Source organism: Clostridium sp. AM28-20LB, from assembly GCF_003480665.1.
GTDB lineage: Bacteria > Bacillota > Clostridia > Lachnospirales > Lachnospiraceae > Otoolea > Otoolea fessa.
Map to the genome: position 1 here is coordinate 45,477 of NZ_QUJN01000005.1, position 18,925 is coordinate 64,401.

Annotated in this window: 20 protein-coding genes and 1 other annotated feature; of the genes, 19 read left to right on the forward strand and 1 reads right to left on the reverse strand. The window is 50.5% G+C overall.

Features of this window, described 5'->3' with window-relative positions; genetic code table 11:
- The first annotated feature begins 44 nt into the window (after positions 1–44).
- The 4 genes from secA (at position 45) to DW739_RS10795 (ending at position 5,838) form a co-directional block, all read left to right on the forward strand.
- On the forward strand, positions 45–2,627 hold the full coding sequence (gene secA / locus DW739_RS10780) for a preprotein translocase subunit SecA (RefSeq protein WP_022360628.1): 2,583 nt from the start codon (positions 45–47) through the stop codon (positions 2,625–2,627).
- Between the two features lie 212 nt (positions 2,628–2,839).
- Positions 2,840–3,967: a peptide chain release factor 2 gene (gene prfB, locus DW739_RS10785; RefSeq protein ID WP_117796089.1), complete on the forward strand. Its 1,128-nt coding sequence runs from the start codon at positions 2,840–2,842 to the stop codon at positions 3,965–3,967.
- A gap of 204 nt (positions 3,968–4,171) precedes the next feature.
- Positions 4,172–4,615 (forward strand): ACT domain-containing protein, encoded by a 444-nt coding sequence (locus DW739_RS10790; protein WP_107001373.1) that lies wholly within the window; start codon positions 4,172–4,174, stop codon positions 4,613–4,615.
- A 5-nt stretch (positions 4,616–4,620) separates the two neighbouring features.
- Positions 4,621–5,838 (forward strand): homoserine dehydrogenase, encoded by a 1,218-nt coding sequence (locus tag DW739_RS10795; RefSeq protein WP_118538575.1) that lies wholly within the window; start codon positions 4,621–4,623, stop codon positions 5,836–5,838.
- Between the two features lie 93 nt (positions 5,839–5,931).
- Here DW739_RS10795 and DW739_RS10800 read toward each other — a convergent pair whose 3' ends face one another.
- On the reverse strand, positions 5,932–6,312 hold the full coding sequence (locus DW739_RS10800; RefSeq protein WP_118743055.1) for a hypothetical protein: 381 nt from the start codon (positions 6,310–6,312) through the stop codon (positions 5,932–5,934).
- 232 nt (positions 6,313–6,544) lie between these two features.
- On the opposite strand from DW739_RS10800, the gene DW739_RS10805 reads away from it, so the two are divergent.
- The 15 genes from DW739_RS10805 to DW739_RS10875 all read left to right on the forward strand — a co-directional run bounded on the left by DW739_RS10805 (position 6,545) and on the right by DW739_RS10875 (position 18,714).
- The gene (locus DW739_RS10805; RefSeq protein ID WP_118743056.1) at positions 6,545–8,698 is read left to right on the forward strand and encodes a Tex family protein; all 2,154 of its coding nucleotides are present in this window, start codon (positions 6,545–6,547) and stop codon (positions 8,696–8,698) included.
- 93 nt (positions 8,699–8,791) lie between these two features.
- On the forward strand, positions 8,792–9,289 hold the full coding sequence (locus DW739_RS10810) for a YcxB family protein (RefSeq protein WP_118293358.1): 498 nt from the start codon (positions 8,792–8,794) through the stop codon (positions 9,287–9,289).
- Complete coding sequence (gene tsaE, locus DW739_RS10815) at positions 9,286–9,711, forward strand: tRNA (adenosine(37)-N6)-threonylcarbamoyltransferase complex ATPase subunit type 1 TsaE (RefSeq protein WP_022360622.1); 426 nt, start codon at positions 9,286–9,288, stop codon at positions 9,709–9,711. Before DW739_RS10810 ends, tsaE begins: the two co-directional genes overlap by 4 nt.
- 23 nt (positions 9,712–9,734) lie before the next feature.
- Positions 9,735–10,484, forward strand: a complete 750-nt coding sequence (tsaB, locus tag DW739_RS10820; protein ID WP_118743057.1) for a tRNA (adenosine(37)-N6)-threonylcarbamoyltransferase complex dimerization subunit type 1 TsaB — start codon at positions 9,735–9,737, stop codon at positions 10,482–10,484.
- Complete coding sequence (gene rimI / locus DW739_RS10825) at positions 10,484–10,972, forward strand: ribosomal protein S18-alanine N-acetyltransferase (protein WP_118743058.1); 489 nt, start codon at positions 10,484–10,486, stop codon at positions 10,970–10,972. Before tsaB ends, rimI begins: the two co-directional genes overlap by 1 nt.
- 85 nt (positions 10,973–11,057) lie before the next feature.
- Positions 11,058–11,462, forward strand: coding sequence for an ACT domain protein (locus DW739_RS10830; RefSeq protein ID WP_022360619.1), 405 nt, complete (start codon positions 11,058–11,060; stop codon positions 11,460–11,462).
- 116 nt (positions 11,463–11,578) lie between these two features.
- Positions 11,579–11,821, forward strand: a complete 243-nt coding sequence (locus tag DW739_RS10835) for a hypothetical protein (RefSeq protein WP_182427980.1) — start codon at positions 11,579–11,581, stop codon at positions 11,819–11,821.
- Positions 11,822–12,042: 221 nt separating this feature from the next.
- Positions 12,043–12,954: a ribonuclease Z gene (locus DW739_RS10840; protein ID WP_022360617.1), complete on the forward strand. Its 912-nt coding sequence runs from the start codon at positions 12,043–12,045 to the stop codon at positions 12,952–12,954.
- 5 nt (positions 12,955–12,959) lie between these two features.
- Complete coding sequence (tsaD, locus tag DW739_RS10845; RefSeq protein WP_243023764.1) at positions 12,960–14,129, forward strand: tRNA (adenosine(37)-N6)-threonylcarbamoyltransferase complex transferase subunit TsaD; 1,170 nt, start codon at positions 12,960–12,962, stop codon at positions 14,127–14,129.
- Between the two features lie 114 nt (positions 14,130–14,243).
- Entirely contained in the window at positions 14,244–15,011 is a 768-nt protein-coding gene (ispD, locus tag DW739_RS10850) for a 2-C-methyl-D-erythritol 4-phosphate cytidylyltransferase (protein ID WP_118743059.1), read from the forward strand.
- Positions 15,012–15,048: 37 nt separating this feature from the next.
- Positions 15,049–15,183: a sequence feature (ribosomal protein L10 leader region), on the forward strand.
- 47 nt (positions 15,184–15,230) lie between these two features.
- A complete protein-coding gene (gene rplJ, locus DW739_RS10855; protein WP_022360614.1) occupies positions 15,231–15,719 on the forward strand; it encodes a 50S ribosomal protein L10 in 489 nt (162 codons plus the stop codon).
- 104 nt (positions 15,720–15,823) lie between these two features.
- Positions 15,824–16,195, forward strand: coding sequence for a 50S ribosomal protein L7/L12 (rplL, locus tag DW739_RS10860; RefSeq protein ID WP_107001383.1), 372 nt, complete (start codon positions 15,824–15,826; stop codon positions 16,193–16,195).
- Positions 16,196–16,359: 164 nt separating this feature from the next.
- Positions 16,360–17,022, forward strand: a complete 663-nt coding sequence (locus DW739_RS10865; protein WP_118743060.1) for a hypothetical protein — start codon at positions 16,360–16,362, stop codon at positions 17,020–17,022.
- A 165-nt stretch (positions 17,023–17,187) separates the two neighbouring features.
- Positions 17,188–17,862 carry a uracil-DNA glycosylase gene (locus DW739_RS10870; protein ID WP_022360612.1) on the forward strand — a complete coding sequence of 225 codons (675 nt, stop codon included), beginning with the start codon at positions 17,188–17,190 and terminating at the stop codon, positions 17,860–17,862.
- 12 nt (positions 17,863–17,874) lie between these two features.
- On the forward strand, positions 17,875–18,714 hold the full coding sequence (locus tag DW739_RS10875; RefSeq protein WP_022360611.1) for an undecaprenyl-diphosphate phosphatase: 840 nt from the start codon (positions 17,875–17,877) through the stop codon (positions 18,712–18,714).
- Positions 18,715–18,925 lie beyond the last annotated feature (211 nt).

Consider the following 18,925-nt stretch of genomic DNA (forward strand, 5'->3'; position numbering starts at 1 on the left):
AAAACGAAAAAAGAATGAGAAAGCAAGAAATAGGAGAGAAAAGCATGAATCTGATAGAGAAAGTGTTTGGTACCCACAGCGAACGCGAGCTGAAGCTGATCCGCCCGATTGTGGATAAGATTTTAGGTATGCGCGAGCAGATGGTTGCCTTATCGGATGATGAACTGCGCGACAATACGCGCAAGTTCAAAGAGCGCCTTGCAAACGGCGAGACGCTGGACGACCTTCTGCCGGAGGCATTTGCAACCGTGCGTGAGGCGGCGAGACGGGTATTAAATATGGAGCATTACCCGGTTCAGCTGATCGGTGGTATCGTCCTGCATCAGGGACGTATCGCAGAGATGCGTACTGGTGAAGGTAAAACCCTGGTTTCTACCGCACCGGCGTACTTAAATGCGCTGGCTGGAAAGGGCGTATTTATCGTTACCGTCAACGACTACCTGGCAAAACGAGATGCAGAGTGGATGGGTGAGGTTCACAGATTCCTCGGTCTGACGGTCGGCGTGGTTTTAAATTCAATGAATTCCGACGAGCGCCGGGAAGCTTACAACTGTGATATTACCTATGTTACCAACAATGAGCTTGGTTTCGATTACCTGCGTGACAACATGGCGATCTATAAAGAGCAGATGGTTATGCGGAATCTGGACTATGCGATCATCGATGAGGTCGATTCCGTCCTGATCGATGAGGCGAGAACCCCGCTTATCATTTCCGGACAGAGCGGCAAGTCCACGAAGCTCTATGAGGTGTGCGATATTCTGGCACGTCAGTTGGAAAAGGGCGAGGAATCAGCAGAATTTTCCAAGATGGCAGCCATCATGGGCGAGGAGATCGAGGAGACAGGCGATTTCGTAGTCAATGAGAAAGATAAAGTAGTCAACCTGACCGAGGCTGGTGTGAAGAAGGTTGAAGATTTCTTCCACATCGAGAACCTGGCGGATCCGGAGAACCTGGAGATCCAGCACAACATCATTCTGGCACTGCGTGCCAACTACCTGATGTTCCGCGATAAAGACTACGTGGTAAAAGATGACGAGGTTCTGATTGTCGATGAGTTTACCGGACGTATCATGCCGGGACGCCGTTATTCCGATGGTCTCCATCAGGCGATTGAGGCGAAGGAGCACGTACATGTGCGCCGTGAGAGCCGCACGCTGGCAACCATTACCTTCCAGAACTTCTTCAACAAGTTCAACAAGAAGGCTGGTATGACCGGTACGGCACAGACCGAGGAGAAGGAGTTCCGTAACATTTACCAGATGGACGTTATCTCCATCCCGACGAACCGCCCGGTACAGCGTATTGATTACGAGGATGCGGTTTATAAGACGAAAAAAGAGAAATTCCATGCGGTTGTCGAGGAAGTGGCAGCAGCCCATGAAAAGGGACAGCCGGTTCTGGTTGGTACCATTACGATCGAGACTTCCGAGCTTCTGAGCAAGATGCTGACAAGACGCGGCATTCCGCATAAGGTATTAAATGCGAAGTTCCATGAGCTGGAGGCTGAGATCGTAGCAGATGCAGGTATCCACGGTGCCGTTACGATCGCGACTAATATGGCAGGTCGTGGTACGGATATCAAGCTGGATGAGATTTCCAGAGAACTGGGCGGCTTAAAGATTATCGGTACAGAGCGTCATGAGTCCAGACGTATTGATAACCAGCTGCGCGGTCGTGCCGGACGTCAGGGCGATCCGGGTGAATCACGTTTCTACCTGTCCCTGGAGGATGACCTGATGCGTCTCTTCGGTTCAGAGCGTCTGATGAATATGTTCAACGCCATGGGCGTACCGGAGAATGAGCAGATCGAGCACAAGATGCTTTCCAAGGCGATTGAGAAAGCACAGATGAAAATCGAGACCAACAACTACGGTATCCGCGAGAACCTGTTAAAATACGACGAGGTTATGAACGAGCAGCGTGAGGCAATCTACGCAGAGCGCCGCCGTGTACTGGATGGCGAGAATATGCGTTCCGTTATCATGAAGATGATCACGGATATCGTAGAAAACGCCGTAGATATGTCCATCTCTGATGAGCAGGAACCGGCTGAGTGGGATCTGTCCGAGTTAAATTCCCTGCTGCTTCCGGTTATCCCGTTAGAGCCGATTCAACTGACGGAAGACCAGCAGCATATGAAGAAAAATGAGCTGAAACATATGCTCAAAGAGGCGGCAACGAAGCTTTATGAGACACGCGAGGCAGAGTTTACAAGCGCGGAACAGGTACGCGAGATGGAGCGCGTGATCCTTCTGAAAGTGGTTGATGCAAAGTGGATGGCTCATATCGACGATATGGATCAGCTGCGCGAAGGCATCGGTCTGCAGGCATATGGTCAGAGAGACCCGCTGGTTGAGTATAAGATGAGCGGCTATGAGATGTTCGACAGCATGACGGCAGCGATCCGTGAGGATACCGTCCGTATTCTGTTCCACATCCGTGCAGAGCAGAAGGTCGAGCGTGAACCGGCTGCCAAGGTAACGGGAACCAACCGTGACGACAGCACCGTGCAGGCACCGAAGAAGCGTGAGGAAAAGAAGATTTACCCGAACGATCCGTGCCCATGCGGTTCCGGCAAGAAGTACAAACAGTGCTGTGGACGGAAGCTGTACGCGAAGAATTAATAGATGAAAGAAGGCAGGCTGCCGTGATTTTGCAGCAGTCTGTGCAGAAAATTCCCGAAACTATGGCGAAATACCTGGTTCCGGGAATTTTTCCAAATATAAAAAAGAGTTACGGTCTATATGTGTGTGATCCGTAACAAAATATAACTGAAAGAATGCTGAACCGTTGAGGAAAATGGCAGCAGATAGATGAGAATGGAGAAGGTGAGAGCATGGTTGAATTAGATCAGTTTAAGTATACATTATCAACCTACGATGAGACGCTGAAAGAGGTCAAGGATTCCCTGGATCTGGAAAATAAGGAGCGCCGCATCACGGAGCTTGACAAATCAATGGAAGAACCGGGCTTCTGGGATGATCCGGAGCGCTCGACCAAGACGGTCCGTGAGGCGAAAAATCTCAAAGATACCGTGGATGGCTACAAGCACCTTGAACAGCAGTATGAGGATATCCAGGTCATGATCGAGATGGGCTATGAGGAAAATGACCCGGCGATGATTCCGGAGATTCAGGAGATGTTAGATGAGTTCGTCAAAGAGCTGGAAGAACTCCGCACAAAGACACTCCTGTCCGGCGAGTACGACGGCTGCAACGCGATCCTTAAGCTGAACGCGGGCGCGGGCGGTACCGAAGCGATGGACTGGTGCAGTATGCTGTATCGTATGTACCAGCGTTGGGCGGACAAAAAGGGCTTTACGACCGAGGTGCTTGATTTCCTGGACGGCGACGAGGCGGGACTTAAGTCCATCACACTGCAGGTCAACGGTGAAAATGCCTACGGCTACCTGAAATCGGAGAAAGGCGTCCATCGTCTGGTCCGTATTTCCCCGTTCAACGCGGCTGGCAAGCGTCAGACCTCATTCGTTTCCTGTGATGTCATGCCGGATATTGAAGAAGATCTGGATGTGGAGATTAATCCGGACGATCTGCGGATCGATACCTATCGCTCGAGTGGTGCCGGTGGACAGCATATCAACAAGACGTCCTCCGCGATCCGTATCACGCATCTGCCGACCGGTATCGTCGTACAGTGCCAGAATGAGCGTTCCCAGTTCCAGAACAAGGACAAGGCGATGCAGATGTTAAAGGCAAAGCTGTACCTGCTCAAACAACAGGAGAATGCCGAGAAGTTGTCCGACATCCGCGGCGATGTCAAGGACATCAACTTCGGAAACCAGATCCGTTCCTACGTTATGCAGCCGTACACGCTCGTCAAGGATCACCGGACGAACGCCGAAAATGGCAATGTGAACGCGGTGATGGATGGAGATATTGATCTGTTTATCAGTGCGTATTTAAAGTGGATCAGCCTGAAAAACCAGAAGACAGAAGAGGCGTAAAAGAAGATAAATCAGCCTGGATTGGCGGCACAAAAGTTTGACAGAGAAGAAAACACTCTGTCAAGTGCCGTCAGTTCAGGCTGTTTTTTTACAGATACAATTCGACTATAATGAAAGAAATAGATTGCAGAGTGTCAATAAATGTGATAATATCTTTCTGGTAAACACAAATGTATTTCTGGTGCGTACACAAGCGGAGATGGAATGGAAGAAAAAACAAAGTATTATCTGTTAAAGCAGAAAGCAGTGCCGGAAGTCCTTTTGAAGGTGGCGGAAGCGAAGAAGCTCATTGCGTCAGAAAAAGCGATGACGATTCAGGAGGCGACCGACCAGCTGGGGATCAGCCGGAGTTCCTTTTACAAGTATAAGGACGATATTTTTCCATTTTATGACAACGCCAAGGGCAAGACGATTACCATGGTGCTGCAGATGGATGATGAACAGGGACTTTTATCGGATCTTCTTCATATCGTAGCGATTTACAAGGCAAATATTCTGACGATTCATCAGAGTATTCCGGTCAACAATGTGGCGACGCTGACACTCAGCGTGGAAGTCCGTTCGGATACCGGAAATATATCGCATATGGTCGAAGAGATGGAAGAAAATTCGGGAGTACACAACGTAAAAATTATAGCCAGGGAGTAAAGATTATGATTCAGGTAGCAGTGATGGGCTATGGAACAATTGGTTCCGGAGTCGTAGAAGTATTAGAAACCAACAAAGACAAAATCACAGAAAAAACCGGCAAAGAGATTGCAGTAAAATATATTCTGGATCTGCGTGAATTTCCGGGTGATCCGCACGAAGCGCAGATTGTTCATGATTTTGAGATCATTGAAAAAGACGAAGACGTAGAGATCGTTGTAGAGGCGATGGGCGGCGTCAATCCGGCATACAAGTTTGCAAAAGCGTGCCTGTTAGCCGGTAAGCACGTTGTGACCTCCAACAAGGCACTTGTAGCGGCACACGGCACCGAGCTTCTGGCGATTGCACGCGAGAAGAACTTAAACTTCCTCTTTGAAGCCAGCGTAGGCGGCGGCATCCCGCTTCTGCGTCCGCTGACCCAGTCTCTTGCAGGCGAGAAGATCGAGGAAATCAGCGGTATCTTAAACGGTACAACCAATTACATCCTTACCAAGATGGCAAGAGAAGGTCAGACCTTTGAGGAAGCCTTGAAGAAAGCGCAGGAACTCGGATATGCAGAGCGCAACCCGGAGGCAGACGTAGAAGGCTACGATACCTGCCGCAAGATCACGATTCTTACCTCACTGGCAACTGGAAAAGAAGTAAATTACGAAGATGTGCCGACCGAGGGCATCACAAAGATTACCGATACCGATTTCAAATATGCGGCAAAGCTGGGAACTTCGATTAAACTGTTTGGAACCAGCCGCATGGAAGGCAATAAAGCCAGCGTCTATGTATGCCCGATGATGATCGGACCGGATCATCCGCTCTTTGCAGTCAATGACGTATACAATGCAGTCATGGTTCGCGGCAATACACTTGGAACCGTCATGTTCTACGGCAGCGGCGCCGGAAAACTCCCGACCGCCAGCGCAGTCGTCAGCGACATCGTAGAGATCGCCGGACACATGGAAGACAACATCCCGACCGGCTGGACCGACGAAAAACAGCCAGTTGCACCGATGGGCGAAGTAACCTTCAGCTACTTCCTCCGACTGGCAGGCAAATCAGCCGACAAACTTGCCGATGTGCGTGCAGCCTTCGGTGAGGCAGAGACCATCGAACTCCCGGAGATGGACGAATTTGCGGTCGTAACCGGAGAAATGACCGAAGCACGCTTCCGGAAACTGGCAGCGGCATTCGAGGAAGATATCCGCCAGACGATTCGCTATACAAAATAGGATATAAAGTAAAAAGCACGCCAAAGTCATTCATGACGCGGTGTGCTTTTTAACGCAAGAAATACACAGAAAAAGGTCCCCTTGCCAATCATTTTATTGTAACGGACCAATCAAACTCTCATACAACTCCATTGCCTGATCAAAAAACGGCGCATATTGCGGATCCGTAATCATATGGTATACCTGGATCAGGCAGAAAAACTCAACTACTCCAAAGATGGTAGACATAACTCCCAGTATCAGCCCGACCACTGCGCTGCCGCGCCGCGGCTGTCCTTCCTCCTTGGAGAGGACAAACAGTACATTCGCCGACATTCCGAGCAGAATCGCGGCGGAAAAACTCAAAAACAGGGAAAAAAATGCGAAGATGCCGCACATCATTGACATCGTGGCATAGCGGCGCGAACGATTGCGCCGGGTTTCATTTGTATTTGAATGTTCCTTCGGAGAAGGTGTTTCATCGTAATAACTCATCGTATATCTAATCCTTTCATAACTGTGAAAAAAGAAAACAGCTACATCCTTTTCTGAAAATTAGAGACAGCCGCTGAATAGGGCAAAACAAAATCTATGCCCATCTGGCGGATTGAATCCGATAAAAGTGTATCATGAATAAAGCCGCTTGTCCAGTTAGGCATTGACTTGCGAAATATGCGCTGGAATGGTATGATTAAACAGCGTATTGATATTGAAGGAGAGTTTTTGCATGGATATTATACAGGCATTGAAAGAAGAGCTTCAGATAGGGAGAAATCAGGTCGAAGCGGCGGTAAAGCTGATCGATGAGGGAAACACGATTCCGTTCATCGCGCGCTACCGCAAGGAGGCGACCGGTTCCCTGAATGATGAGGTGCTGCGCCAGCTAGATGAGCGACTGCGCTATCTTCGGAATCTGGAGGATAAAAAGGAGCAGGTGATCGGTGCGATCCGCGCCCAGGAGAAGCTGACTCCGGCGCTGGAGAAACAGATCCGCGATGCGGCGACGCTGGTTGCGGTGGAAGATCTTTATCTTCCGTACCGCCCGAAACGGCGCACCCGTGCCGGAATTGCCCGTGAGAAAGGGCTGGAACCGTTAGCAGTCTGGATTTACAAGCAGGAAGCGGGCGGCAGCCTGGAGGCGGAGGCGGCGAAGTATGTGTCGGAAGAAAAGGGTGTTGCAGATGTTTCAGAGGCAATAGACGGCGCGCGTGATATTCTGGCTGAGCAGATCAGCGAGATGGCAAAATACCGCAACTACGCACGTAAAAAGACGATGCAGGACGGTCTTTTGGAGGCATCCGCAAAGGATGAGAAGATACAGTCGGTGTACGAGATGTACTATCATTTCTCCGAACCAGTCAAAAAGCTGGCGGGACACCGTGTGCTGGCGATCAACCGCGGTGAGAAAGAGAAGATTCTGAGCGTGAAGCTTATAGCGCCGGAGGAGCAGATTGTCCGGTATATGGAGAAACAGCTGATTATCCGCTCGGATGGGGATGCGGCGCGCGTGATGGAAGAAGTGATTCTGGACAGCTACCGCCGCCTGATCGGACCGGCCATCGAGCGCGAGATCCGCGCGGGGCTGACAGAAACGGCAGAGAACGGCGCGATTCAGGTATTTGGCAAGAACCTGGAACAGCTCCTGATGCAGCCGCCGATCGCAGGATGTGTGGTGCTCGGCTGGGATCCGGCATTCCGGACGGGCTGCAAGCTGGCAGTTGTGGATGAGACGGGAAAAGTGCTCGATACGACGGTCATTTATCCGACTGCGCCGCAGAACCGCGTGGAAGAGTCGAAGGAGATCGTGAAAAAGCTGATCCGCAAGTACGGCATTTCCCTGATCTCAGTGGGGAATGGTACGGCAAGCCGAGAATCTGAGCAGATCATCGTGGAACTCTTAAAAGAAATTCCGGAGAAGGTTCAGTATGTTATCGTCAATGAGGCGGGCGCGTCGGTTTATTCGGCGAGCAAGCTGGCGACGGAGGAATTTCCGCAGTTTGACGTCGGACAGAGAAGTGCGGCATCGATCGCGAGACGCCTGCAGGATCCGCTGGCGGAGCTGGTAAAAATTGATCCGAAATCCATTGGAGTCGGTCAGTACCAGCATGATATGAACCAGAAAAATTTAAGCGAAGCGCTGCAGGGCGTGGTGGAAACGTGCGTAAATAAGGTCGGCGTGGATCTGAATACGGCATCGGCGCCTCTGCTCGCCTATATTTCCGGCATTAACAAGACGATTGCGAAAAATATCGTGGCATATCGGGAGGAGAATGGCGCATTTTCAACGCGCCGTGAGCTTTTGAAGGTGGCGAAGCTGGGACCGAAGGCGTATGAACAGTGCGCCGGATTTATGCGGATCCAGGGCGGCAAGAATCCGCTCGATGCGACGAGTGTGCACCCGGAGAGCTATAAAGCAGCGGAGGCACTTTTAAAGCAGCTTGGACATGATCCGAAGGAGATCGCGGCGGGTGGCATCCGCAATATCCGCAAGGAGATCGCGGATACGGCAAAGCTGGCAAAAGAGCTTTCGATCGGCGAGCCGACCTTACTCGATATTGTGAGCGAGTTGGAAAAACCGGCGCGCGACCCGCGTGAGGAGATGCCGAAGCCGATTCTCCGCACGGATGTGCTGGAAATGAAGGATTTGAAGCCGGGCATGATTTTAAAAGGAACCGTGCGGAATGTCATTGATTTCGGTGCGTTTGTGGATATCGGCGTGCATCAGGATGGTCTGGTTCACGTGTCCCAGATGACAGACCGCTATATCAAGCATCCGCTGGAGGCGGTCAGCGTCGGGGATATCGTGGAGGTCAAGGTGCTGGCGGTTGATGTGGCGAAGAAGCGCATTTCGCTGACGATGAAAATCCGGGAGACGAAGTAAACCACGGCAGATTCAGCCGTTGGTTATAGGATGCAGGAGCGCTGACTGGAATGGGGCGGCGGATAAGGCATAGAAAATTAGGGAGAAGATAAAATGGACTTACGTGTAAAAATACAGCCAAAAGAGATTTTTATTTATTCGATGTACAATTTCTGGGCGGGACTGCGTGGAATCGGATGCATCATACTGACGGTGCTCGTTATTATTGCAGCGGCAGCCAGCGAGGAACGTCTGGGAACGCAGGTGACGAATCTGGTGATTCTGGGAGTGATTGCCTTGACAGGCTTTCAGATTTTTGCAATCTGGAAACAGGCAGAGCGCACCGCCGGGGATGCGAAAACGGGAGCTGAGATTGTATTTCACATTGGAGACGAGGGCATCCGTGCCCGCCAGGCGAACGGCAAGGGTGAGATCAGCTGGGATAAGCTGGTAAAAGTGAAAAAGATCGCGGGAATATATGTGCTTTACCTGGGTCGAGACAAGGCGTACCTGATGCCGAAGCGCGTGTTCAGAGGTTCGGAGGAGCAGATTTTTCTCAGTATGCTTACAAGAAATCTGCCGCAGGAAAAGAGAAGAGGAATTCGAGCATGATGATAGAAACAAACAGCCCGGAAGAGACGTATGCGTTTGGAAAAAAGCTTGGAATGGAAGCGCAGGCAGGGCAGGTGTATTGTTTGAATGGTGATCTGGGCGTAGGAAAGACGGTCTTTACCCAGGGGTTTGCCGCGGGACTTGGAATTCAGGAACCGGTCAACAGCCCGACTTTCACGATCGTGCAGGAGTACGACGATGGGCGCCTGCCGCTCTACCATTTTGATGTATATCGTCTTGGCGATGTGGACGAGATGGATGAGATTGGCTATGAGGACTATTTTTACGGCGAGGGCATCTGCCTGATCGAATGGTCGGAGCGCATCCGCGAGATCCTGCCGGAACATCCGATCCAGATCACGATTGAAAAGGATCTGGAAAAGGGCTTTGATTACCGGAAAATTTCAGTAAACGAGCAGTAGCCGGCGACAGGAGGAAAGAGAAAATGAGAATTTTGGGAATCGAAAGCGCATCCCTGGTGGCATCGGTTGCTATTGTTACGGATGATGTGATCACGGCGGAATATACGGTGAATCTGAAAAAAACGCATTCGCAGACACTTCTTCCGATGATTGATGAGATTGTGAAAATGCTGGAGGTGCCGTTGGAAAGCATCGATGCAATCGCAGTATCCGGCGGTCCGGGCTCTTTTACGGGGCTTCGGATTGGCTCTGCGACAGCGAAAGGACTGGGACTGGCGCTTGGGAAGCCGCTGATCCATGTGCCGACGATGGATGCGATGGGATATTGTCTGTACGGAGCTTCGGCGCTCATCTGCCCGATGCTGGATGCGAGACGGCAGCAGGTGTACACGGGACTCTATCGGTATGAAGAGAAGTTCGAGATTGTGAAAGAACAGTACATTACGGATATCCATGCGTTGATTGCTGAGTTAAATGAGCGCGGCGAGCGCGTGATTTTCTTGGGGGACGGTGTGCCGGTCAACCGGGCGGTGATCGAGGAAGAGATGAAGGTGCTGTATTCGTTTGCACCGGCACAGGCGAGCCGTCAGCGAGCTTCGGCGGTGGCAGCGCTTGGCGCAGTGTATCTGGCAGAGGGAAAGACCGAGACGGCAGCCGAGCACAAGCCGGATTATCTGCGGAAATCGCAGGCGGAGCGCGAGCGCGAGGTCGCAGAGCGCCAGGGCGAGATGGATAAGCTGGCAGCCGGTATTGTGGTTGTGGAGAAGAAATAATGGCGGCAGGAACGGGAACGCAAAAAAAGCTTCGTGTTCAGATAGTGGATTTTCAGCCGGGGGATCTTCCTGCTGTCCGGGCACTGGAACTGGAATGCTTTTCGGATGCATGGTCGGAGAAGCTTTTACAGGATCTGCTGACGAGCAGCTGGGATAAAAACTGGGTGCTGAAAGAGGATGAAACCGTCCGTGGTTACTGCAATTTCCGCGTCATTGCCGGGGAAGGCGAGTTGATGCGGATCGCGGTTCACGGCGCGTGCCGGGGGCGCGGCTATGGGCGGCTTCTGATGGAACGGCTGTTAAAGGAAGCAGAGGAAGAAAACGTTGAGGATATTACCTTGGAGGTGCGTGCATCCAATGCCCCGGCGATTGCGCTGTATGAGGCGTATGGCTTTCAGAAAGAGGCGGTTCGGAAGAATTATTACAGCGGGCCGACGGAAGATGCGCTGATTTATTGGAAAAGAAGCGGAAAAAGCATTGACAGATGAAATGGAAATGAGTATACTGTTTAACAGATAAAAGCGTAACACTTTACAGTGTTAAATCAAAAGAAAAGAACGGTAGGAGGTTCATATGCTGAGTCAGGTATCTATTTTTGCAGAGAATAAGAAAGGACGTTTACAGAATATTACATCCCTTCTTCAGAAGGAGAATATTAACATTTGGGGTTCGATCACGAATGACAGTGCGGAGTACGGCATTATCCGTATGGTTGTTTCTAATCCAGAGCACGCGGAGAAAGTGCTGGCGGAAGCTGGTTATCTCTGCCGTCTGACAGAGGTGCTTGGCGTCGAACTGGATGACGAGGTCGGAGCACTCAACCGTCTGTTAATTTCCCTCGAAGAGAGCAATATCAATGTAGATTACCTGTATCTCTCCTTCAATCGTGATTCTGGCAAGCCGGTTATGGTGCTTCACACGGACGATGTGAGGGAGGTCAGCATCTGCCTGACATCGAAGGGATATAAGGTACTGTAAGTATTTCCAGCACTTTCCGCTTAAAAACCGGTATAAAAAACAGTATAATGATGGAGAAGCTGTGGAGGACATGGCTTCTCCATTTTGCGTATATAGAAGAGAAAGGCGAGGAGAGCATGAGAAAATATGGAGAGAGCGGCATTCTTCTGTCGGTTGTCTGCAACCGGTGCGGAAAGAAGCTGGCGGTGAAAGATGGCATTCTGCGCGAAGGAGCGGCGCATTTTGATGTGGCATGGGACTATTTTTCGGAGAAAGATGGGGAGGTGCATCATTTTGATCTGTGCGAGGAGTGCTATGATGGAGTGACGCGGGAATTTCTGATTGAGGCAGATAAGGAGGAGAGGACGGAACTATTGTAGAGTCGTGAGGGGGACGGAGAAACGCGGGACAGGCGGTGCGCCATCTGCGTCTCTCCAGTGAATTGGATTGCTGAATTTCTGGCTTGCAACATAGTATTTCTTTATGATATTATTAAATGATATGGGAGTTAGGGGGAAAGCTGTTTTGACAGCTTTTTGCATGACTTTTAATTAAAAAGATTTATTATGAATCATTTATTTAATAGAAAAGAGGATGTTTCATGTTAGATGTATGTTTGCTGGGAACGGGCGGGATGATGCCGCTGCCGTATCGGTGGCTGACGGCTTTGATGGTCCGCTGCTCGGGCAGCAATTTGCTGATAGACTGCGGGGAAGGCACGCAGATTGCGTTGAAAGAAAAGGGCTGGAGCCCGAAGCCGGTGGATGTGATTTGTTTTACACATTATCACGCGGATCATATCAGCGGTCTGCCGGGACTTTTGTTGACGATGGGAAATGCGGAGCGGACGGAGCCGATCACGATGATTGGACCGAAGGGACTGGAACGCGTGGTGACGGCACTGCGGACGATCGCGCCGGAATTGCCGTTTCCGCTTGAGTTTATCGAGCTGACGGAGCCGAGACAGCAGCTTCAGATTGGACCGTATGTGATCGATGCGTATCGGGTCAACCATAATGTGACCTGTTATGGGTACTCGATTTCGATTCCGAGAAAGGGACGGTTCGATGTGGAACGCGCGCGGGCGCAGGAGATTCCGCAGAAGTTCTGGAGCCGCCTGCAGAAGGGGGAGACGATCGAGGAGGAAGGCAGAACGCTGACACCGGATATGGTGCTCGGAGGTGACCGGAAGGGAATCAAGGTGGCATACTGTACCGATACGAGACCGCTTCCGGTAATTGCGGAGTACGCGAAGGATGCGGATCTGTTTATCTGTGAAGGCATGTACGGCGAGGACGGGAAAGAAGCCAAGGCGAGAGAATACAAGCATATGACATTCCAGGAGGCGGCGCACCTGGCGAAGGAGGCCCAGCCGAAGGAAATGTGGCTGACTCATTACAGCCCGTCGCTCATCCGTCCGGATGATTATATGGATAAAGTGCGTGAGATATTCCCGAGAGCGAAAGCCGCCCGCGATGGCTGGACGGCAGAGCTGGGATTTGATGAGGAGTAAGGGCGATGCAGACGGAAGAAAAGAGAGAGAATATAGAAGAAAAGAAGGAAGAACGGATGGAAATGCCAGTTTCAGGAGCATTGGAACGGGGATCAGGGAAAGCTCCGGTATCGGGGGCAGAGATTTCCGTGCATGATACAGAAAACGGACACCCATCAGAAGATGTTTACATTCTTGCAATCGAGAGTTCCTGTGATGAGACGGCAGCTTCAGTCGTGAAAAACGGACGTACCGTTCTTTCCAATATCATATCTTCCCAGATCGATCTTCACACGCTGTTTGGCGGCGTTGTGCCGGAGATTGCGTCGAGAAAGCATATCGAGAAGATCAACCAGGTTATTGAAGAGGCGCTGACAGAGGCACATATGAGTCTGGAGGAGATGACGGCGATTGCAGTTACCTACGGTCCAGGGCTGGTTGGCGCGCTTTTGGTCGGTGTGGCGGAAGCCAAAGCACTCGCGTATGCGGCGAAGAAACCGCTGGTCGGCGTACACCATATCGAGGGGCACGTATCGGCAAATTTCATCGAAAATCCGGATCTGGAACCGCCGTTCATGTGCCTGATCGTGTCAGGCGGACATACACATCTGGTGATTGTGAAAGATTATGGCGAATTTGAGATTCTGGGACGCACCCGAGACGATGCAGCAGGCGAGGCGTTTGACAAGGTGGCACGCGCGGTCGGGCTCGGTTATCCGGGCGGCCCGAAGGTCGATAAGGCAGCAAAAGAGGGGAATCCACATGCGATTGAGTTTCCACGGGCAAAAGTGGGCGACAATCCATATGATTTCAGCTTCAGCGGCTTAAAATCGGCGGTCTTAAATTATATTAACCATGCGAAAATGATGGGCGAGGAGATCCATGTGCCGGATCTGGCGGCTTCGTTCCAGAATGCGGTTGTGGAAGTATTGGTATCGCGCACGATCGAGGCGGCGAAACAGCACGGCTATAAGCGCGTGGCGATCGCCGGCGGTGTGGCATCCAACTCCGCTCTCAGGGCGGGCATGGAGAAGGCCTGTAAAGAGGCGGGCATCCAGTTCTTCCATCCGTCACCGATCTTCTGTACGGACAATGCGGCGATGATCGGCGCGGCGGCGTACTATGAATATAAGAAGGGCGCGCGCGCAGGCTGGGATCTGAATGCGGTGCCGAATTTGAAGCTGGGCGAGAGATAATACAAATTTTTTCAGGAAGAATTGTTTTGCGGTTAGTTTTTTTAAAAGATTGATTTGACAAAAAGTGGAAAAAGAGTGTTTTAAGAGATCGTTCTGGCATGGAGGAGAAACGAGATGGAACATACATTGGATCAATTTGGGAAAGAGAAAATTACACCGCATCCGACCCGCACCGCCGCTATCGTTCTGGCAGCCGGACAGGGAAAACGGATGAAAAGCAAGATTCAGAAGCAGTTTCTCCTTCTGGAGGAAAAGCCGGTCATCTGGTATGCACTTCACGCGTTTGAGGAGAGCCGGGTCGATGATGTGATTCTGGTGACCGGGGCGGATGAGATCGCGTACTGCCGGGACGAGATTGTAGGAAAATATGGATTTTCCAAGGTGCGCGCTATCGTTGCGGGCGGAAAAGAGCGCTACCATTCGGTCTACGAGGGTTTAAAGGCGCTCGGCAGCCAGCTTTCCTATGGGGAGGGGGACTGCGTCCTGATTCATGACGGGGCGCGTCCGTTTGTGGACGAGCCGATGATTGAACGTATCGTATCAGATATACGAAGTTATAGCGCAGCAGTGGCGGGCATGCCGTCAAAGGATACGGTCAAGCTGGCGGATGCGGACGGATTTGCCTCTGTGACGCCGGAACGGGCGCATGTCTGGATGATTCAGACACCGCAGGGATTTACTTACCCGCTGATCCGCGCGGCGTATGACAAGATGATGAGTCGGGAAGAGTACCAGCAGGGAGTGACGGATGATGCGATGGTGGTCGAGACGATGACCGATCACAAGGTACGCCTGACCGAAGGTTCTTACCGGAATATCAAGGTGACAACGCCGGAGGATATGGAGGTCGCGGCTGCATTTTTACAAAATAAAAAAAGTTAATAGGTCTATTGACAACCCTTGACTTCTATGTTATAGTATTTATCGTGTTTAACTGCCAAAGACAGCAGGTGCCGAAAGGCATAAGGTTAATACGCCTGCCGAGGGAACTGATATCGTTGTATATTTCTATCCCCCTGTCCTGCGAGTGACGGAGGGATTTTATTTTACAGAAAACGTTTACCAGGCGGTTATAGAAATAAAACAGGAGGTAAACCAATCATGGCAAAAGTTGAATTAAAGCAGCCGGTTGTTGCTGAAATCGCAGAATTATTCAACGGCGCTAAGGGCGCAGTAGTAGTTGACTACCGTGGACTGACAGTTGAGCAGGACACACAGCTCCGTAAGCAGTTAAGAGAAGCTGGTGTTACTTATAAAGTATATAAGAACACTATGATTCGTTTCGCTGCTAAGGGTACCGCGTTCGAGGCTCTGGAGCCGAATCTGGAGGGCCCGACCGCTCTGGCTGTATCCAAAGAGGATGCTACAGCTCCGGCAAGAATTTTAGCTGAGTTCGCTAAAAAAGCAGACAAGCTTGAGATCAAGGGCGGCGTTGTAGAGGATACTTACTACGATGCAAAGGGCATGCAGGTTATCGCAACCATCCCGTCCAGAGAAGTTCTTCTTGGAAAACTTCTTGGAAGCATGCAGTCTCCGATCACAAACTTCGCTCGTGTTATCAAACAGATCGCAGAGCAGCAGGAGGCATAAGACCCTTACCTGCAAAGCAGGGTGTAAGGTGCGTGAGAGCCGCATAGTAAAGCAAGAGGCCGCATAAGGCTGATTTAAAATTCAATCACAGGAGGAATATTAAAATGGCAAAGTTAACAACAGCTGAGTTCATTGAGGCAATCAAAGAATTATCCGTATTAGAGTTAAACGATTTAGTAAAAGCTTGCGAGGAAGAGTTCGGTGTATCCGCAGCAGCAGGCGTTGTTGTAGCAGCAGCAGGTGCAGCTGAGGCAGCAGAAGAGAAGACTGAGTTCGACGTAGAGCTGACAGAGGTTGGCCCGAACAAAGTTAAAGTTATCAAGGTAGTTCGTGAAGCTACAGGTCTTGGTCTGAAAGAGGCTAAGGAAGTAGTTGACGGTGCTCCGAAGGTAGTTAAGGCTGGCGCTTCCAAGGAAGAGGCTGAGGACATCAAGACTAAATTAGAGGCTGAAGGCGCTAAAGTTACCTTAAAGTAATTTAAGTAATTTCGCATAGAGCTAATTGCATTACAGATGGGGAGTCTGGCGTGTGCGTGAGCGCATGCCAGGCTCTTTTTATTTCATGGGAAATTGCGTCCTATGAAATAAAAAACGCTCCGCGAAGATGCAGACTCTTTTTTAAACGGGGGAATCAAATCAAGATGGCAGAGAAGACAAGAAATGAAACGGCAGCAGATGAGGAAGTTAAAACGCTTCGGGAACGGCTTAAGACGTGCGAATTTCTGTTGATTGGGCTTGGAAGCGAATGGGAGAAGGCGGGAGGCGCGGAGGTACAGGGGGCATACCGGGCGCTGGCATCGATGACAGAGGGGAAGGATTATTTTATCGTGACAACCGCAAAGGATGCGCGCATCTTTGAAAGTTCGTTGGATGAAGCGAAGATCACGGCGCCGTGCGGTAATGTGAACTGGCTTCAGTGTTCGAAAGGCTGTACGAAGGATATCTGGGAGCGCGGCGAGGTGGCGGATGGTATCTGCCCGCACTGTGGGGCGCCGCTGACAGAAAACACAGTTCTGGCGAATCCGTATATCGAGGAAGGTTATTTGAAAAGCTGGAATCTCTACCGGGAATGGCTGGCTGGAACCTTAAACCATGCGCTCCTGATTCTCGAGCTGGGAGTGGATTTCAAGACGCCGACCGTCATCCGCTGGCCCTTTGAAAAGACGGTCTTTTTTAACCGCAAATCGCATATGTATCGGATAAACCAGAAGTTTTACCAGATTGTCGGAGATATTCAGGAGAGGACCGTATCGATTCCGCAGAATTCGGTCGGCTTTATCCGCAATTTTGCTTCCTGCGATTGAGAGTCCACTTAGTTACTGGGCACGTATGCGTGAACAGTAACGTCCACTTATCTGCGGAGGGTACATTTGGGAAGCAAAACTTGAGAAACCGCTTCGATTGTGCTAAAATGGAACCATCGTTTGACAGAAAACGACAGAAAATGACATGGACGAGAGGATAGGGCAATGGGAGCAATCAGTAATGACTGGCTGGCTCCGCTCAGCGGAGAGTTTAAAAAGCCATATTACAGAAAGTTATACGATACTGTGAAACGGGAATATGAGACGCATGTTGTATATCCGGATGCGAATGATATTTTCAATGCATTTGATTTTACCCCTCTTTCCGAGGTAAAGGTGGTTATTTTAGGTCAGGATCCCTACCATGGTCCGGGACAGGCGCATGGGCTTTGCTTTTCGGTAAAGCCGGATGTGGAAATCCCGCCGTCCCTGGTGAATATTTATCAGGAATTGCACGATGATCTCGGCTGCTACATCCCGAACAATGGCTATCTGACGAAATGGGCGAAGCAGGGAGTCATGTTGCTGAACACAGTTCTGACCGTCCGCGCGCATCAGGCTAATTCCCACCGTGGAATCGGCTGGGAGGAGTTTACGGACGCTGCGATCAAGATCTTAAATGAGCAGGACCGTCCGATGGTATTTATTCTGTGGGGACGTCCGGCACAAGCGAAGAAATCGATGCTTAATAATCCGAAGCATCTGATTCTCGAAGCACCGCATCCGAGCCCGCTGTCTGCGTACCGCGGATTTTTCGGCAGCCGCCCATTCAGCAAGACCAATGAATTTTTAAAAGAACATGGTGTTGCCCCGATCGACTGGCAGATAGAAAACGTGTAGGAAGGAGCAGACATGAGTTTTGTTGAGATTTTAAAGGTAATTGTACTGGGAATCGTGGAAGGTTTCACGGAATGGCTTCCGATCAGCAGTACCGGGCATATGATTCTGGTGGATGAGATCATCCATCTGGATGTCAGCGAGGCGTACCGGGAAGTGTTTATGGTTGTCATCCAGCTGGGTGCGATTCTGGCGGTTATGGTGCTGTATTTCAATAAATTGAATCCGTTTTCACCGCACAAATCGATGGCGCAGAAGCGCGGTACAATCCGTTTGTGGATAAAAATTATTATAGCCTGCATTCCGGCAGCGGTGATTGGGCTTCCGCTTGACCATTTCATGGATAAGCTGATGAATGGCTATGTCGTAGCAGCGATGCTGATTCTCTACGGCGTTTTGTTTATCGTACTGGAAAATCGAAACGTGCACCGTCATTTTCCGATTGAGCGCGTGACGCAGATTTCGTTCCAGACAGCGGCACTGATCGGCTGTTTCCAGGTGCTGGCGATGATTCCGGGTACTTCCCGTTCGGGCGCGACGATTCTGGGCGCGATGCTGATCGGCTGTTCACGTCCGGCGGCGGCAGAATTTTCATTCTTCCTTGGGATTCCGGTTATGTTCGGTGCGAGTTTTTTAAAGATTGTGAAATTTTTCATTCAGGGCGGCGGATTTTCTTTCGCGGAGTTCATTTATCTGGTCCTTGGTATGGTGGTCGCATTTGGCGTGTCCGTGTACTCGATCAAGTTCCTGATGGGATATGTCCGCAAGCATGATTTCAAGTTTTTCGGATATTATCGGATTGTGCTTGGTATCGTGGTGCTGTCCTACTTTGGTATTTCGGCGCTAGTAGGTTAAAATGTACGCTCGGAGTCGTTCCTGCACTTGCTTTTGCGGCTGGCGGAAAGATTCCGAGAGCACATTAAATAGAAAAAGAGGATTCAGACCTGACAGAAATGCGGAGGTCTGGATCCTTTTTTGCGTTCATATAATACATGGAAGCGGAAACGCAAATATAAAGGGGATGCCCTGTCACAGTTCAGGGCTGACACGTCTAAAATGGTAAATC

What these genes read in the sequence shown, in the direction of transcription:
- secA (WP_022360628.1), top strand. Translation starts at nt 45, where the DNA reads ATGAATCTGATAGAGAAAGTGTTTGGTACCCACAGCGAACGCGAGCTG.
- prfB (WP_117796089.1), top strand. Translation starts at nt 2,840, where the DNA reads ATGGTTGAATTAGATCAGTTTAAGTATACATTATCAACCTACGATGAG.
- DW739_RS10790 (WP_107001373.1), top strand. Translation starts at nt 4,172, where the DNA reads ATGGAAGAAAAAACAAAGTATTATCTGTTAAAGCAGAAAGCAGTGCCG.
- DW739_RS10795 (WP_118538575.1), top strand. Translation starts at nt 4,621, where the DNA reads ATGATTCAGGTAGCAGTGATGGGCTATGGAACAATTGGTTCCGGAGTC.
- DW739_RS10800 (WP_118743055.1), bottom strand. Translation starts at nt 6,312, where the DNA reads ATGAGTTATTACGATGAAACACCTTCTCCGAAGGAACATTCAAATACA.
- DW739_RS10805 (WP_118743056.1), top strand. Translation starts at nt 6,545, where the DNA reads ATGGATATTATACAGGCATTGAAAGAAGAGCTTCAGATAGGGAGAAAT.
- DW739_RS10810 (WP_118293358.1), top strand. Translation starts at nt 8,792, where the DNA reads ATGGACTTACGTGTAAAAATACAGCCAAAAGAGATTTTTATTTATTCG.
- tsaE (WP_022360622.1), top strand. Translation starts at nt 9,286, where the DNA reads ATGATGATAGAAACAAACAGCCCGGAAGAGACGTATGCGTTTGGAAAA.
- tsaB (WP_118743057.1), top strand. Translation starts at nt 9,735, where the DNA reads ATGAGAATTTTGGGAATCGAAAGCGCATCCCTGGTGGCATCGGTTGCT.
- rimI (WP_118743058.1), top strand. Translation starts at nt 10,484, where the DNA reads ATGGCGGCAGGAACGGGAACGCAAAAAAAGCTTCGTGTTCAGATAGTG.
- DW739_RS10830 (WP_022360619.1), top strand. Translation starts at nt 11,058, where the DNA reads ATGCTGAGTCAGGTATCTATTTTTGCAGAGAATAAGAAAGGACGTTTA.
- DW739_RS10835 (WP_182427980.1), top strand. Translation starts at nt 11,579, where the DNA reads ATGAGAAAATATGGAGAGAGCGGCATTCTTCTGTCGGTTGTCTGCAAC.
- DW739_RS10840 (WP_022360617.1), top strand. Translation starts at nt 12,043, where the DNA reads ATGTTAGATGTATGTTTGCTGGGAACGGGCGGGATGATGCCGCTGCCG.
- tsaD (WP_243023764.1), top strand. Translation starts at nt 12,960, where the DNA reads ATGCAGACGGAAGAAAAGAGAGAGAATATAGAAGAAAAGAAGGAAGAA.
- ispD (WP_118743059.1), top strand. Translation starts at nt 14,244, where the DNA reads ATGGAACATACATTGGATCAATTTGGGAAAGAGAAAATTACACCGCAT.
- rplJ (WP_022360614.1), top strand. Translation starts at nt 15,231, where the DNA reads ATGGCAAAAGTTGAATTAAAGCAGCCGGTTGTTGCTGAAATCGCAGAA.
- rplL (WP_107001383.1), top strand. Translation starts at nt 15,824, where the DNA reads ATGGCAAAGTTAACAACAGCTGAGTTCATTGAGGCAATCAAAGAATTA.
- DW739_RS10865 (WP_118743060.1), top strand. Translation starts at nt 16,360, where the DNA reads ATGGCAGAGAAGACAAGAAATGAAACGGCAGCAGATGAGGAAGTTAAA.
- DW739_RS10870 (WP_022360612.1), top strand. Translation starts at nt 17,188, where the DNA reads ATGGGAGCAATCAGTAATGACTGGCTGGCTCCGCTCAGCGGAGAGTTT.
- DW739_RS10875 (WP_022360611.1), top strand. Translation starts at nt 17,875, where the DNA reads ATGAGTTTTGTTGAGATTTTAAAGGTAATTGTACTGGGAATCGTGGAA.